This is a genomic window from Vibrio phycocola (assembly GCF_053850235.1).
Genome location: NZ_JBSQDJ010000001.1, coordinates 498,017 through 512,762, shown reverse-complemented (window position 1 = coordinate 512,762; position 14,746 = coordinate 498,017). Strand labels below are relative to the sequence as shown.

The window sequence follows — 14,746 nt, the reverse complement described above, 5'->3', positions numbered from 1 at the left end:
CGAACTGGAAAGCTGTGAGTAGGAGACACACATCACAAACTTGAAACCACGGAAGTCTCTTGTTCCACGAGGGTGAGAGGAAAGGACAGTGCCACTAGCATACCACCAGTGTCCCTGTTTTTAATACGCATCTCACCCTCATGGTTTTGAACGATATTATAGGCAAAAGTCAGCCCTAACCCCATACCTTGCCCCACAGGTAATGTGGTATAAAAAGGGTCATACAGACGTTTAAGTTGAGCATCCTCGACGCCACAACCGTTATCAATAACCTGAATAATTAATCTCTCTTCAAGCTGACGTACCGATATTGAAATCTCACCTTCGGATGGTGTTGCTTTGCGTTCACATGCCTGAATCGCATTTTTCAACAACTCAGTAAATAGCTGACGAAAATCCTCTATGTGCACGAGTAATGGAGGTAAGGTATTAAGTGATCGATTCAGTGAAAAGCTCAGAAGATCTGATGGCGCAAGTGCCGCCAAACAATCTGCAACCAGTTCTTTTAGTAATATAGGCTCGCGATTACTTTTATCTTGGTGTAGTTGAGTAGAGTAGTGCTGCAAAGCCGTTACGATGGCACGAACTCGGTCAACACTGTTCATCGCGTCATTGAGACTGTCACGAAAATCTTCTTCTAAACAGTCGACATAATTCGCTTGCTTCCACTGATCAAATTGCTGAATGGCTTGATCATCGCTAACACCGCGTAATGCTTCACTGCGTTCTATCCACGTTAGATATGTACTCAGGTAGCTTTGGCACATCTGCAGGTTGCTGCTGACAGCTCCCATCGGGTTGTTGATTTCATGAGCCACTCCAGCCGCCATGGTACCGATAGACGCCAGCTTTTCAGATTCAACCAATTTTTCTTGGGTATTTTTTAGCTGTTCATTAGAGTCAATTAGCTGTCGATTGGTATTTGTGAGCGCTTGAGTCCTTTTTTGTACTCGAGTTTCCAAGGTTGCATTGGCCTCTTCTAGCTCGTTGCGGTAACGTTCTGCCGTGTTTTCAGACTCTTTAATCTGTGTCACCATATTGTTGAACGCTCGCGAGACCGTCGCCAACTCGTCTCGACCATTCACCCGAATATCGACATGACGTGAGCCTGCCGCAATATCATCAGCCGCGCGCCTCAGCTCACTCAAACGTCGGGTTAAATACGCGCCAAGCACATAAGAGAATAGGGCAACCAACGTCATTTCCCCGAGCACGATTAGCGTACTCCACTTTTTCGCAGAATCGATGGCCGCATTAAGCGCAGACATATCAAACCCAAGCCATACTGCACCAAACTCGATCCCTGACTCTTCGATCAAGCTCGATACATCAAAAATGCCATCATCGACGAAACTGGAACCTCGTTCGAGTTGTACAGGGTTAAATTCATCGGGTAGATCGCCAGCACTGGACAACAATTGCCCACCTTCACCAAGCACCGCAACATAGATAATATCTTGATTATGCAATAACTCTTGAGTAAACGACTCGACCGTAGCTAAGTCATAGGACAACACTGCGTTTTTGACTGTCGACGCAAACAAGTCTGATGTTGAAAAGGCTCGTTGATCCAATCCGTCAAAGTTGGTCGTTCGCAAATAGTTGAGTGTTAGCGTCAACAATATCGCGAGTAAAACCGCCTCAATTAAAGCAACGCCAAGTATCGTCTTTAGTCTCAATGACATAGAGAAAGCTTACTCTGTAAGGTATTTATCAAGTAGGGTGATATTTAGCGAGCGGACATCATCCCAGTCACTGTTCTGTGCCTGCTCAATACCCTTGAATTTGATGCGTGACAACAATGCTTTGCCATCATCGCTGTCGTTGAGTGCGATTAAAGCGCGCGCAACCTTGTCACTCACTTCTTTTGGTAGGTCGGGATGAGTAGCGAACGCATGTGGTGTATAGCCGGGCGTGCGCCATAAAACTTTCAGATTCTCGCGTACCGTGCTATCAGTATTGTTGAGTGTTCGCTCAATCCCGCCACCTGCTGGAAAAAAGTCTTTGGCAACATTGATGTATACAGAATCATGCGAAGAAACATATTGAGGCGTAAAATTGATGCCCATGGCTTTGAGCGATGAACGTGGAACAACACTGGCGGCAAACGCGGCTGGTGACGGGAATACTAATGTCTCTCCATCTAGATCTTTTAGCTCTTTGATGTCACTGTCGCTCTTGACCACAACAATGCCACGGATCTGCTTGTCTTTTTGTTTTGCAAATGCTTCGTAGCCGGGTTTTTGATGAAATACGGTGTAGTGATAAGGATTCATGTAAGCAATATCGTATTCGCCTTTCAAAACACGTTGCTCAAACTCGGGAATATCTTTAGCGGTACGAAAGATAACTTTATACCCAGTCTCTTCAGAGAGGTGTTTCAATATCGGCCCCCAATTTTTAGCGAGTGTGATCGCCGATTGTTGTGGGACGATGCCAAACGTCAGCACTTGTTCTTGTGCCTGCACCGGCAAGCCAATTAGTAACGCGATCAATGCGAGTTTCTTCATGTTCTTACCTCTTTGAATAAATAACCTACATAAAGCATAGTTAAAAGGGGCGGTTTTTCTAACTTTTTCGGACTTTTAATAAAGCTGGCGGGCTAAGCTACCTTTTAATTTTTCTCGTTATATAGGCTCGATTCCATAGCTGGCACATAGGAAATATGTTACATATTATTAAGTTAGAACTTAGAATCATTGAGATAACGAGACAAAATAGACAGTTACTGGTTTTAGAATCATTTTGTCTACCGTGGAGGGATGGTTAAGTCTTACAATAGCGGTCATACATTAAGCGATGAAGTTATTAAGTTTAATGGTCGAGTGTATTGAGTACACCAAAGAATTCACATAATAAGGCCTGAACAGACGGAAATTAAAAAGGAGCTATAAATGGAATTAAAATATCGTGCAGCGAATTTTGAAGATTTAACAAGTCTTGTTGCTTTGCTTTCAAATGACCCTCTTGGTAGTCAAAGAGAAGACCCATCTATTCCATTAAATAACGCTTATCTAAAAGCGTTCGAAGCCATTGTTCAAAACCCAGACAACCAAGTGCTTGTTGTAGAGCTGAAAAACACGCTAGTCGGGATGCTTCAAATTACATTAATCCCTTACCTGACTCACATTGGGAGTTGGCGCTGCTTTATAGAAGGTGTCCGAATCCATAGCGACTATCGCGGACAAGGACTCGGCCAGAAAATGTTTGAACATGCTATCGAGATAGCTAGAAGTAAAGGCTGTTCAATCGTTCAATTGGCAACCGACAAGCGGCGCCCTGATGCAATCAGGTTTTATGAAAAACTTGGATTCAAAGCAACACATGAAGGGTTTAAACTCGCGCTGTAGCCTCGCTGGTAACAGTTCTGAGCTCGATACTTAAAAGGCAAAATCATGCAATGGAGTAAACGAAAGAAAAAAGTAGAAGAGTTTTTCTGTGAATCTGTAAAAGGGCGAGTTGAATTACGTTCTACTCATTATCGAGGCTCTCAGGATGAGCAGGGCCGAGGGTATATTACTTTCGATAAAACGGAAATATGGAGTATGTGTACGCTTTCATTTTATTCGATCGAATACGAACGTATCGAAGAAATTATAAATCAAAAGGGGATTACTCCATATGAAGCCCAAAAAATAACACACGAAGAGTTAGCCTCGGAAGGTAAATTCAATCAATACACTTTCTATGACTCACTAGACGAATACTGCAACAACTCTATCGAAGCATCAATGGAATCAGATAATCTTCTTATAAGGTGCTTGGCAATGTTAGATTCCAGGCTTGGTAAGCGTAGGCTTCGAAACTTTGAACTTTCAAAAGAAAGTCAAAAGGTAGTTCAATTCTATAGAATCCGCTGCGAGTGTGAAGGTATTCCATTTAACAACTCAAAAAACTACGCGCCTTCATAACCAGACTCAGCAGAGATATGCCGATTAATGAAATATAACTGGATAGTTGAAAGAAAGGTAAGAAGCGAAGATATTATGAGTGGGGTTACACCCACAGTGATATTGAAAAATATGACAGTAATGGGAAGCATCTTTACTCAGTAGAGCCTGAAACAGTAGAGAGTTATAAACCACCGACTCCTGTTAGAAAAATTAAAAAATAATATAGGTATTATGAAGGTGAAAAAATGAAATGTTGTGATTCATTTACTTATGCATTGCGAGAGAGCGTCATAAATTATATTCCTAAATTTAGAGAATATGGAATAGATATTCCAGATGGTGGCTCGTCAATGTTGACTATAAATTATTGTCCGTGGTGTAGTGCTAAACTACCTAATGATTTACGAGATACTTGGTTTAACATCATATTCGATATGGGACTAGAACCTACTGAGGATCCAATACCAGATATTTATACTTCAGAGGAATGGTGGAAGATTCGAGGGCTGTAATATGAAACAACAATCAAAGAGTTAACGTGTTTCTGCCCCATACCTTCTCAGAACTATCAAACTCTACTGTTAAAATTTCATACGGTAATAACCCACATCATACTCGTCGTTTATATTGGCTCGATTTTCTAGTAGAAAAATAAGAAATATGTTACATATTACTGGGTTACATATTAGTGCTCTTGAGATAACAAGCCAAAATTGAAGAGTGTTTTGTATTGGCTCGTTTTGCTAATGTTAAGTTGAAGATCTATTAATATTTATCCGATATAAAACAGACATTTATCGGACTTTCGGACTATAAACCTGGCCTGTAAAAACGAGCCGGCATATTATTAAAAAATGTTAGGTACACAAGGAGGTTCGGTGAATTTAAATCAAGTTACGCTACCTGTAAATAACATGGAAAAGTCTACAGAATTTTATCGTGTTCTAGGTTTTACTCAAATAGTTGATACACCTCATTATGCACGTTTTGAATGCCCTGAAGGTGATTCAACTTTTTCATTATCTTTAGAAAACTCTGAATTTATAAGTCGCACGGTTATCTATTTCGAACACGAAGAATTAGATAGTTGGGTTCATCAATTAAAGACTAAGGGTATTAATTTCGATCAAGAACCTACGGATGAAAGTTATTTATGGCGGGAAGCTGTTTTGCATGATCCTTCTGGTAACAAAATAAAACTTTATTGGGCAGGTGAAAATCGTCTTAATCCACCTTGGCGTGTCGAAATGCGTACCTAACAAGAAAATGAAGTGGGACTAATTACAGCTGGCTGCCTCACTTCGTTCGTTATTTTAAGCCAGCAATAATTAGCCCCTTATTTAGGCGTTATAAATTTGGAGAGTTATGAGCACGGAAGTAAATTACCTGATTTTATTCGACAAAAGCAACTTTCAATTCAATGGGGTTGAAACATTTTCTAAGTTAATCGATTTGGTTGAAGGAATCTGTATAAGTGATGATTTAAGCTTAATTTCATTTAATGGTAGTGACTACAAATATAAGCTAGTTAGTGAAGGTGATAAGTTTGAAGCTCATAAAACCGAAATGTTTGATTTAGTTATAGAGTCTAAAAAGAACGAGCAAGACATAGATAATTTGTCCAAACTACTGCGAGAAGTTAGAACTATTGTTTCTAACCAAAAAGGGACTATTACTCCTGTCTTCGATGGTATTTCGGCATATTATGCAGAGAAAGCATATCCTGTCGTTCATAACATTGAAAATTTAATGAGAAAACTCTACACAAAGTTCACACTTGTCCAGCTTGGACCTAAGTGGATTGATAGTATTCCGAAAGATGTAGGTGGAATTAAAACAGCTCCTCAAAATGGTCATAACCCTCTGTATGATTTCGACTTTATAACTATCAGTGATTTATTGTTTACTGATTACCCGTCGAAACAAATTGACTCAGAGGTTCTTAAAGATATTAAGCAGGGGAAACTTTCGCCAGATGAAATTGAGACCTATATTCCAACTTCTAATTGGGAACGGTACTTTACTGAACTAGTAGACTGTGAATCTAAGTATCTAGAAAAGCGGTGGAAACAATTGTATGACTTGAGAAATAAAATCGCACATAACAAATTATTTACTAAGTCAGATTTAGATAATGTCAAAAAGGTTTCCGAAGAGGTAAAAAGTAAACTTCTTCCTGCCCTAGATAAAATATCATCAATAAGTATTCCTGAAGTAGCTTTACCTGTATCTAAAGAGACGGAAGTTGTTGAGGGGGAACTTTGTGACAAGGTTGTGGCAACTGTAGATAAACCTTCTAATAATGAAGATACTAGTGACCTTGGTACGATTGCGACAGTAGCATTAGTTGGAGCATTTCTAGCCGCTATAGCTCGAGCATAAAATTTATAACAAGTCACTCAAAAGGACAAATAACAGTTGGTTTTTGCTTCTCCGTCGCTTATTTTAACCAACTATTATTTGCCTCTTAGTGAGGCGTTATGTTTTTTGAGGAAATATGGATATACGAGAGGTTAGCACAGCAGAAGTTTTACCTATCAGGCATCTAGTTTTATGGCCTAATAAATTGCCTTCATTTTGCGAAATCGAAGGGGATAACTCAGCCACTCACTATGGTGCATTTATTAGTGGAAAACTGGTTTGTGTGGCATCTGTTTATAACGATGGTCATGAGGCTAGGCTTCGAAAATTTGCTACTCTGCCTGAATACCAAGGGCAAGGAATTGGCACTAAGGTTATCGAGAGGTTAGTGCGTGATTTGAAGCGAGAAGATGTTAGGTATTTCTGGTGTGACGCACGAACTTCAGCACTACCTTTCTATCAGAAGTTTGGGTTGCGTGTCGAAGGCGAAGAGTTTTACAAATCAGATGTAGCGTACTTCAAAATGTCTGTTTCGTGGGTTTGAAAACCACAAACATAACAAGAGCGTAATATATTACTAAGATTTGATACGTACCAAACTCATTTCTGTCCAAATCCTTGCTGGCGGGGCATAACACGAAAATGCCCCATTATCGTTTAAAATGATTATTCATCCTGGGCTAATATGTACTCAGTTGATTAATCGTTAGATTCAGTCCGCGTTTATGACATTGCTTATATGATATATGACGAGGCGATTCATAAGATCTGCAAGTTATATTTACAGGTAAGTATGGTTACACGTAAAGAACATAGTCGAAGAGTTAAACGTAAAAGATTAATAAATAAAGTTTTAATTTCGATGGGACTGTTAGTGTTGATTCTCTTGTTAATTGGGGACTATTTTGATAACCAAAACAATGATATCACGATAAATTATGAATCTTATGAATGTAAACCTAACGTGTGTAATTATAGCTTAACTATTCAAAACACGACTAAATTAAGAAAACCCGCTTTTGTTAGAGTAACCGCATATAATAGGAAGTTCCAAGATGGTGTTGATACATATCCGATTGTGAATTCAAAACGTATTGAAATCAATTTAGAGCAACTGGAAGAAAGGGAACTTACTGGTAATATAAAAGTTCCTGTAAAAGCTCATATGGTGAAGTTTAGTGTAGGAACGATAAACTGACTCGGTAATTCAAACTTATGTCAAAGTATCACTCAGAATAACTACTTTAAAAGTTTAATTCTCGTTTGGTACTCCTAACAAGATTTTGTCCAATTCCGTGTTAATGCACTATTTTTTAAGAGTTCTAAAACGGCAGATCCAACTCTCGCTCATTGTAAGTTAGGGACACACGTTTGATTCAAGTCAGCCAGCCTCCCAATATATGAATAGTGTTTACTAATTTAATGTACCGTTAAGTTAAATCGCATAGTATTTCTACTTAGAGCAACGCTGTTGTCACTCTAGATCTTATAGTTTTATGAGCATAAGTACGAACTCAATACAGCCGCGTTTATATGTAATTACTTTAATAAGGATATACATTAATGAAGTTTGCATTGTTGCAGTTCCCAATTAGCTCTGTCCCATCCAATAATCATGAAACAATTAAGAAAGCCATATGTGAAGCTAGAGACAATGGCGCCACAGTTTTGGTAACGCAAGAGTGCGCTTTATCAGGTTACCCGCCTGTAGAAATTAGTTCGATTTCTGACATCGATTTTGAACAGCAAGATATTGCTTTCAATGAAATAATCGAACTAGTAAAAGAAACGCAGGTATTCCTTTTCCTAGGTTATATTCGGAAATTCGGTGAGAAAATGGCCAATTCTGTTGCTATCATTAAGCCGTCAGGTGAAGTGCGTATCTATGATAAAAGAGCGTTATGGGGCTGGGATGCTGATAACTTTGTTGTAGACAGTAATTTTAATGGGGTCGTTGATATTCAAGGTATAAGGGTAGGCGTTCTACTGAATCGATAACATATTACGATTATGAAAAACCAGTACAAGGCTTTGGTGCTAAAGGGATGATCAAATATTCAGATGAGCTGTTAGGCATATAATATTTCATAAAAGCTTTATTGGAGTATTAATTCTCGTTTAAATGCACCTATTAAGGTATTAGATATTCGTTATTTCTATTTTTGTGAGAATAGAGGTGCACTATATACGAATATACATTTATGACTACTCGGCCAATATTAGTTTTCCTTACTGGAAGTTATTCGAAAGAGTATCCATGGAGCACTATCTAATTAATTTATGAAATTACTGAGTGTATAAGCAGTCAGAGCGGTATTTGCTTGGTGTCTGCCTAAATATTTTCTTAAAAGCGTATATATAGGCAGAGTCAGAAGCGTACCCTGATTCCATAGCAATTTCTTGAATACTCTTTTTTGAGCCTAACAATTGCAGAGATAAAACTAACCTAATATTTTGCCGCCATAATGAAAATGATTGAGTAAACTCTTTCGAGCATAGTCGAGATAGGGTTCGCTCTGATGCTCCCACCTTTGTAGCCCACTCATTTAATGTGAATGACAAATCGGGTTGCTGCTTAAGTTGCACAAAAATAGATAAAAGACGTTTATCTGTCGGAATGAGTAGTGGTATTTCATAACTATTTGCAACCACTATTTGATCTCGTAGTACCATCAGTAAATTTGTAATATTGGACTCGGGTTGCGAGAGGGTATTATTTTCAAATAAAAACAATATCAACTCTTTCATGAATGAGCTTACAAGACAAGACTTAGGCTCACCTCCATATTGAATCAATTTCTCTGGATTAAGATAAATTGCTAAAAATTGAGTATCAGTAATGGCTATGGATTTGTGAACCATGTTTGCCGGTATATAAAGCATTCCATTGTGAGGGACTATCACACATTTATCACCAATGTTTGATTGCAATAACCCTTTAAGAGGAAACACTATTTGATGCCATGGATGCGAGTGAAAGTCATCAACGTAACCAGAAATCATTGTAGTAGTTTTGGTTATGAGTTGTTTATCAGGAAAGTCTCGAATGAGATCATTGGCTTGCATAATTGTCTGCTTATCTACATTAGTCGTCAGTTAGTATAAAGTACGCCATATAGATTTGATATAACATCTGAAGCCAATCGTTACACACAAGGTAGAAAGATGCATATCCACTTTATTATTCATGAATATTTCGAAGCTCCTGGAGCCTATGAGTCTTGGGCAAAAAGTCATGGCCATACCATCACCTATTCTCGGGTATATGAAGGTGAACCTCTCTTACAAAATGTTGAAGATATCGATTTTCTGATTGTAATGGGAGGACCTCAAGATCCAGTAACCACAACAAAGCAATGTCCTCACTTTAATAGTAAAAGGGAACAGAAAGTTATATCAAAAGCCATTGAGGCTGGAAAAGTTGTGATTGGTATCTGTTTGGGTTCGCAACTGATTGGTGAAGCTTTAGGTGAACACTACGAACATAGCCCAGAGCGTGAAATTGGTAAGTTTCCGATCACGTTAACGGATGATGGTTTGGCACATCCGTTATTTAACCATTTTGGCAACGTTCTGAAAGTTGGTCATTGGCATAACGATATGCCAGGATTAACAGCTAATGCACAATTAATTGCGTATAGTGAAGGCTGTCCGCGGCAAATAATTGCTTATAGTGATTTGGTCTTTGGTTTTCAATGTCATATGGAGTTGACTAAAGATGTCGTAGCATTGTTAATTGAAAACGATGATCTCAGTGAAGCGGAAAAATATCGATTTGTTGATGCACCAGACGCATTACTTAGCCATGACTATGATGAAATGAACCAAAAATTATATGAGTTCTTAAATAAGTTAGAAAGTTTCTATAAGTCAAAGTATTAAGTGGTTATTCATTACTCGCCATTGCATCCATTCTAGAATGTCAGTGGCTATCAAGTACTTCAATTGTATGAGCTTAAGAAACTGAGTATTTTTTTAGCTGTTACATGCTCCCAATATGACATTTATCATAAATTTCAGTCACTAATTGATCAGATATATACTCTCTATTAGAGTATGTATTTACTTTGAGCTACACTTTGTTACATTTTGAGTTTATTTAGGTGTATACAATGGCGAAAAGCCACTTTTGATAGCAGTTGTTTCCGCCTCCCTATTGGATGGGTTAATAAAAATATAAAAATATGTGACGTTAGGAATTCTCGGGAAATAAAGGGGCTTAATTGTGATTAAAGCAAAGCATGCAGCCGCAGCTGCTGCTGTGAGTGTCGCTCTTGCGACCACTGGGTGTGCAGAATTAAAGTACGCTGAGTGGTCTGATTTAGGGACATGTGCGATCGGTGGTACTATCGGCGCAGTTGGCGGTGCCATCGTCAGTGGCATCGTTGGTGGAGGGGATAGCCGTTATGTTGCTGGTGGTGCAGTAGCTGGTGCAATAGCCGGGTGTGGTATCAATACTTACCTAAAACTTCGCGAAAAGCGTATTGCTGCAGAAGCCAAAGAAGTCGGTTTCGATGTAGAGTTTGAACGTATTTCAATGGACGATGAAGCAAACACATCCTTTTCTCTGGATTCAACTGATGATGTCGTGGCGTCTCAAGTATCTATAACATCAGAGCAGCCATTGTTTGCTTCAGGCGAGTATACGATTAGCGATCCAGAGCAATTAAAGAGACTCAAAAATTTAATTGGAATCTATCTCAATAACATGGATGCCGATTCACAAGTTTACATTATCGGCCATACCGACTCGTCGGGCTCTGCGAAGTTCAACCAGAAGTTGTCTGAAAAGCGAGCACTGTTTATTGCACAGCAATTTGTCAATTCAGGATTCGATGTAAATCGGCTATTTCTTGAAGGGGTTGGAGAATCGCAACCTATTGCTGATAATATGACCGAATCTGGTAAGGCGAAGAATCGCCGTTTTGAAATCATTGATGTGATGAACGCAGTGAACCTGGAAGAGGATAAGCGACTTGATAACATTATGGCTATTTCTGCTGCGAAGAAACGTCGCCTGCAGAATGTCGTTGTGCATGAACCAGAGCAAACGGTCATTGCAAAAGAGCATGTGAGCTATAAACCAAGCAGTACGCCTGTCGAGAAGCCGAAGAAGAGCGTCAAGCCGATTAAGGACAGCAGCCGCCTTAAACTCGCGGGTGTACCTGTCGATCAACACGATGTCGACTTTATCGCCATGCTAGGCGTGCCGGAAAGCTCAGGATTTTTCATGACGAAAGCTGTCGCTTCACCCGTTCTCACACGATGTGTTGACTCACAACCTGTGGTACGTTCAAGTGTGATCGCTCTTGGCGATATTGGAGACGGTTCGTATAACTACAAAACCAGTGAGATGTTCCCAGGGCTGAATGGCGGAACGTGGCACGTTACACTCCCAGAGCATAGTACGTATGTTGCGTTAACCAAAACCGCCATATTAAAAAATACATATCAGACAGTTAGTGACGGTGTGCTTCGTATTTACCCAAATTATTCAGCTTCAAATAACAAATTCTACGCTTATGAGATGCAAGTGGAATCTTATGAAGGCTCTGAATCGTTCCTATTGAGAATGTATCCGAAAGCTAAGTCGCGTAAGGTCTCAGACTTTACCTGCGCCGATTTTATCTTCGATAAAACAGCTTCGAGAAAAACCAAACTATCGAACCTGTATTACACTTCAAACAACCAAAAATTCGTTCGAGACACGACGCTCGAAGTACTCAGATAGGAAGTTGAAAATATGGAGTTTTTAAATAGCATCCCTTCACTATACTTGCGCACACTGACTGCGCTAATTGTAACAATGGTTGCGGCTATAATTTACTACAAGAATAGAAAGGCTATCGATTTATGGCGTTTGGATCGTCGTTATAATGGTTTTTTTCCAAAAACGAAGCGCCTCGCGAAAAATGATAGTACCACAGGTGTTGCTTTAGAAGGCGAGTTCCCAGGCACCGATCCTCGCGCCCGTTGGTTTCACAGTGAAGCCCAGGTGTGTCAGGACTTTAAACCGCATTACAAACGTATCTCGAAAGATGAGAATTTTTACAATGATTGTAAGCATTATCTGAACCTAGTTGGGGAGGGGGGGCGACGTCCTCTAAGTGCTTTGATGACCTTCGGGTTGTTGGTGATTTTAGGCCTAGAAGCTTGGGGCTTTAGCTATACAATGGCTCAATATTTAGATCTATCTGCCAGTGAGAACACTCGCGTGGTGATGGCCTACCTGATTGCTATCATGTTTGCGGTGTGCTTGGCATTCATGACACACCTAATGGGTCACGAGATACACAAAAATAAACTCATTGGTAAAGTCCGTGCGAACTGGCAGGCATCAACAGGGGAGGCAAAGAAATCGGTGCTAACCCAACAGATTGGTGAGAAGGTGGGCACAATTCAAGAAGCATCAGACTTAAACGAACCGCCATACCAGCGAATGCTCAATCGTCTTAATGTGAGCAAAGCGTACAAGAGCTGGACAGTTGCTACAGCAACTATCATTCTCATTGTTGTTATTGCGATTGGCTTGACATTTGTGCGTCTGAAAACGTTAGAGTTAGCGCAAAGTGTAGATAGCAATTGTGGTTCGTCGGTGCAAATAACTGATGGTTTGCCTTCGTATGGCAATGGCGACTTAGATGCGTTATACGCCGATGAAGGCTCCACGGACACTGGCATGCCTTTACCAAAAGAAGTCGCGTACGATAATGCGGCAAAAAACCAAAAAGTAGACAATGAAATCTGTCAGGCCACGGCACAAGGATCTTGGGCTACCTTTGGCTTGATGGCGATTTTCTTCTTGATATTGCAAGCTTTTGCCACATGGGTGAGCATCGCGTTCGGCTTTGCTGGGAAAGAGTCTCGCCTCGCGTACGATGCCACGCATAAGTTCAAAACCGTCGCTGAGTTTAATACTCACCACACGAATTTGGCTCGTGAGATTGCTGACCGTGCACAACGCACTTTGACATCATTACAAACTCGTATGGCAGAGGTATTGCCTCAAGTGGCCAATAGCGATGAAGTTCAGCGCCTTATTGCCACTTCAAGCGCTCGCACCTTTTATGAATTCATCAATCAAGATGACCGCAAGGAAATAAAAAATGCTCTGGCTACCGAGCAAAATCAAGTATCTATTTCACAGCCTAAACCTGTCGCTCCGGCACCAATCGTGAACGAAGCACTCTCCACTGTTGAACCAACGTCAGTGGTCGAATCTGCTCCAGTGAGTCAAGCGCTAACTGATGAAGAGTTAAAAGCACAACTATTGGCAGAGATGCAAGCCGAGCAAAGCCAGTTTGAGGAAACTGAGGAAGAACGCAAGAAACGACTTCTTGCTGAATTGGTAGCTGAAGGCAAACTATCCTCTCAGCCATAAACGTTAAACAGGCCCCTCATTGGGGCTGTGAAACTTTCTTGAACAAGTTAGGACCTCATTATGAAAATGACTCTTACCACTGTGGTCGCGTTATTGACAGCCGCGCTATGCGTACCCTTAGCGTTTGCCAGTAACCAGCGCAATGACATCATTTCCTGCTACGACTACGCAAAAGTGCCAGAGCATCGTATTGATCAGCCTGAAACTGAGCTGTTTATTCTCGTTGATCAAACCGTTCGTCTCGATGTACCACTCAAAAAAATGGTGCATCAGCAAATCCCCAACTTTGCTAAACCAGGCAATAAAGTGACTGTAGTGACGTTTTCAGCGTTAGCCGCCGGACAGTACACAAACATCACGTTTGAAGGTAAGTTTGATCATCTGATGCCAACATCAGTTCGAAACTCATTGGGGCGTCAGCATTTGCAATCCTTTGACAATTGCTTAAAGAAGCAAGCTCAAGCGATCAATATGTTAAATGTGAAATTGAAAAACTCGTTTAACGATGGTGAGCAATCATTCCCGAAAACTGAGCTAGTGGGTTCACTGCTGAGTGTATCCACCGAGGTCGTGGCGCAATCGACGGCTAAACGTAAGATACTGCTGGTGGTTTCAGACATGTTGGAGAATTCTGAAACACTGTCATTCTACTCTAAAGGGCGTGTACGTACTTTAGATGCAGAGCAGGCCTACGCCAAAATCCAATCGGCGGGGTTTTCTGGTGACTTGGCCGGTATGGATGTGTATGTCGTAGGTGCCGGCTTTATACACGGTGCGAAAAACTATTCATCTCAAAAGTCAGTTAATGAGCTAGAGCGTTTTTGGCGTAAGGTCATTACCGAAAATAATGGCAAAGTCGTGCAGTTTGGTAAGCCTCAGCTATTAAATAACATTCGATAATAGAGGGGACGCATCAGCGTCCCTGATTAAATTACTGAGTAAGTTCCACAAAAACCTGCTTGATCCATACCAGTAATACTGGACGCTACGTTAAGTGACTTTCCGTACCTGAAGTTATCCAAGATTTGCTAATTTAGCATGGCAACTGAAACGTTTCTGTCCAATACCTTCTTAAACCGAGAACCCATGGGCAGTTGCTCCACATGAATTC

Annotated in this window: 15 protein-coding genes and 1 pseudogene; 13 read left to right on the top strand and 3 right to left on the bottom strand. The window is 40.4% G+C overall.

The window, feature by feature from the left end; genetic code table 11:
* Positions 1–32 precede the first annotated feature (32 nt).
* Together ACWU4D_RS02330 and ACWU4D_RS02325 are read right to left on the bottom strand one after the other, a co-directional pair.
* On the bottom strand, positions 33–1,685 hold the full coding sequence (locus ACWU4D_RS02330) for an ATP-binding protein (protein ID WP_456049762.1): 1,653 nt from the start codon (positions 1,683–1,685) through the stop codon (positions 33–35).
* 9 nt (positions 1,686–1,694) lie between these two features.
* Positions 1,695–2,510, bottom strand: coding sequence for a phosphate/phosphite/phosphonate ABC transporter substrate-binding protein (locus ACWU4D_RS02325; RefSeq protein WP_456049761.1), 816 nt, complete (start codon positions 2,508–2,510; stop codon positions 1,695–1,697).
* Positions 2,511–2,894: 384 nt separating this feature from the next.
* Here ACWU4D_RS02325 and ACWU4D_RS02320 point away from each other — a divergent pair, with 384 nt between their 5' ends.
* The 9 genes and pseudogenes from ACWU4D_RS02320 (at position 2,895) to ACWU4D_RS02280 (ending at position 8,252) form a co-directional block, all read left to right on the top strand.
* On the top strand, positions 2,895–3,350 hold the full coding sequence (locus ACWU4D_RS02320; RefSeq protein WP_456049760.1) for a GNAT family N-acetyltransferase: 456 nt from the start codon (positions 2,895–2,897) through the stop codon (positions 3,348–3,350).
* Between the two features lie 45 nt (positions 3,351–3,395).
* Positions 3,396–3,911 (top strand): SF0329 family protein, encoded by a 516-nt coding sequence (locus tag ACWU4D_RS02315; protein WP_456049759.1) that lies wholly within the window; start codon positions 3,396–3,398, stop codon positions 3,909–3,911.
* A gap of 65 nt (positions 3,912–3,976) precedes the next feature.
* Positions 3,977–4,114, top strand: a pseudogene (locus ACWU4D_RS02310) (colicin E3/pyocin S6 family cytotoxin); the annotation flags it as partial.
* 24 nt (positions 4,115–4,138) lie between these two features.
* On the top strand, positions 4,139–4,405 hold the full coding sequence (locus ACWU4D_RS02305) for a DUF6980 family protein (protein WP_456049758.1): 267 nt from the start codon (positions 4,139–4,141) through the stop codon (positions 4,403–4,405).
* Between the two features lie 366 nt (positions 4,406–4,771).
* The gene (locus ACWU4D_RS02300) at positions 4,772–5,152 is read left to right on the top strand and encodes a VOC family protein (RefSeq protein ID WP_456049757.1); all 381 of its coding nucleotides are present in this window, start codon (positions 4,772–4,774) and stop codon (positions 5,150–5,152) included.
* 106 nt (positions 5,153–5,258) lie between these two features.
* Positions 5,259–6,275, top strand: coding sequence for a hypothetical protein (locus ACWU4D_RS02295; RefSeq protein WP_456049756.1), 1,017 nt, complete (start codon positions 5,259–5,261; stop codon positions 6,273–6,275).
* A 115-nt stretch (positions 6,276–6,390) separates the two neighbouring features.
* Positions 6,391–6,798: a GNAT family N-acetyltransferase gene (locus ACWU4D_RS02290; RefSeq protein ID WP_456049755.1), complete on the top strand. Its 408-nt coding sequence runs from the start codon at positions 6,391–6,393 to the stop codon at positions 6,796–6,798.
* Positions 6,799–7,047: 249 nt separating this feature from the next.
* Positions 7,048–7,452: a hypothetical protein gene (locus ACWU4D_RS02285; protein WP_456049754.1), complete on the top strand. Its 405-nt coding sequence runs from the start codon at positions 7,048–7,050 to the stop codon at positions 7,450–7,452.
* 365 nt (positions 7,453–7,817) lie between these two features.
* Positions 7,818–8,252: a carbon-nitrogen hydrolase family protein gene (locus tag ACWU4D_RS02280; RefSeq protein ID WP_456049753.1), complete on the top strand. Its 435-nt coding sequence runs from the start codon at positions 7,818–7,820 to the stop codon at positions 8,250–8,252.
* 288 nt (positions 8,253–8,540) lie between these two features.
* On the opposite strand, the gene ACWU4D_RS02275 is transcribed toward ACWU4D_RS02280, so the two are convergent.
* On the bottom strand, positions 8,541–9,320 hold the full coding sequence (locus ACWU4D_RS02275) for an AraC family transcriptional regulator (RefSeq protein WP_456049752.1): 780 nt from the start codon (positions 9,318–9,320) through the stop codon (positions 8,541–8,543).
* 99 nt (positions 9,321–9,419) lie between these two features.
* Between ACWU4D_RS02275 and ACWU4D_RS02270 the strand changes: the two genes are divergently transcribed.
* The 4 genes from ACWU4D_RS02270 to ACWU4D_RS02255 all read left to right on the top strand — a co-directional run bounded on the left by ACWU4D_RS02270 (position 9,420) and on the right by ACWU4D_RS02255 (position 14,535).
* Entirely contained in the window at positions 9,420–10,136 is a 717-nt protein-coding gene (locus tag ACWU4D_RS02270) for a type 1 glutamine amidotransferase (RefSeq protein ID WP_456049751.1), read from the top strand.
* A 343-nt stretch (positions 10,137–10,479) separates the two neighbouring features.
* Complete coding sequence (locus ACWU4D_RS02265) at positions 10,480–11,985, top strand: OmpA family protein (RefSeq protein WP_456049750.1); 1,506 nt, start codon at positions 10,480–10,482, stop codon at positions 11,983–11,985.
* Between the two features lie 12 nt (positions 11,986–11,997).
* A complete protein-coding gene (locus tag ACWU4D_RS02260; protein ID WP_456049749.1) occupies positions 11,998–13,635 on the top strand; it encodes a hypothetical protein in 1,638 nt (545 codons plus the stop codon).
* 60 nt (positions 13,636–13,695) lie between these two features.
* Entirely contained in the window at positions 13,696–14,535 is an 840-nt protein-coding gene (locus tag ACWU4D_RS02255) for a hypothetical protein (RefSeq protein WP_456049748.1), read from the top strand.
* The last annotated feature ends 211 nt before the right edge of the window (positions 14,536–14,746 follow it).

Coding starts and splice junctions, on each gene's coding strand:
- ACWU4D_RS02320 (WP_456049760.1), top strand. CDS start 2,895: ATGGAATTAAAATATCGTGCAGCGAATTTTGAAGATTTAACAAGTCTT.
- ACWU4D_RS02295 (WP_456049756.1), top strand. CDS start 5,259: ATGAGCACGGAAGTAAATTACCTGATTTTATTCGACAAAAGCAACTTT.
- ACWU4D_RS02305 (WP_456049758.1), top strand. CDS start 4,139: ATGAAATGTTGTGATTCATTTACTTATGCATTGCGAGAGAGCGTCATA.
- ACWU4D_RS02325 (WP_456049761.1), bottom strand. CDS start 2,510: ATGAAGAAACTCGCATTGATCGCGTTACTAATTGGCTTGCCGGTGCAG.
- ACWU4D_RS02290 (WP_456049755.1), top strand. CDS start 6,391: ATGGATATACGAGAGGTTAGCACAGCAGAAGTTTTACCTATCAGGCAT.
- ACWU4D_RS02275 (WP_456049752.1), bottom strand. CDS start 9,320: ATGCAAGCCAATGATCTCATTCGAGACTTTCCTGATAAACAACTCATA.
- ACWU4D_RS02255 (WP_456049748.1), top strand. CDS start 13,696: ATGAAAATGACTCTTACCACTGTGGTCGCGTTATTGACAGCCGCGCTA.
- ACWU4D_RS02315 (WP_456049759.1), top strand. CDS start 3,396: ATGCAATGGAGTAAACGAAAGAAAAAAGTAGAAGAGTTTTTCTGTGAA.
- ACWU4D_RS02270 (WP_456049751.1), top strand. CDS start 9,420: ATGCATATCCACTTTATTATTCATGAATATTTCGAAGCTCCTGGAGCC.
- ACWU4D_RS02260 (WP_456049749.1), top strand. CDS start 11,998: ATGGAGTTTTTAAATAGCATCCCTTCACTATACTTGCGCACACTGACT.
- ACWU4D_RS02285 (WP_456049754.1), top strand. CDS start 7,048: ATGGTTACACGTAAAGAACATAGTCGAAGAGTTAAACGTAAAAGATTA.
- ACWU4D_RS02330 (WP_456049762.1), bottom strand. CDS start 1,685: ATGTCATTGAGACTAAAGACGATACTTGGCGTTGCTTTAATTGAGGCG.
- ACWU4D_RS02280 (WP_456049753.1), top strand. CDS start 7,818: ATGAAGTTTGCATTGTTGCAGTTCCCAATTAGCTCTGTCCCATCCAAT.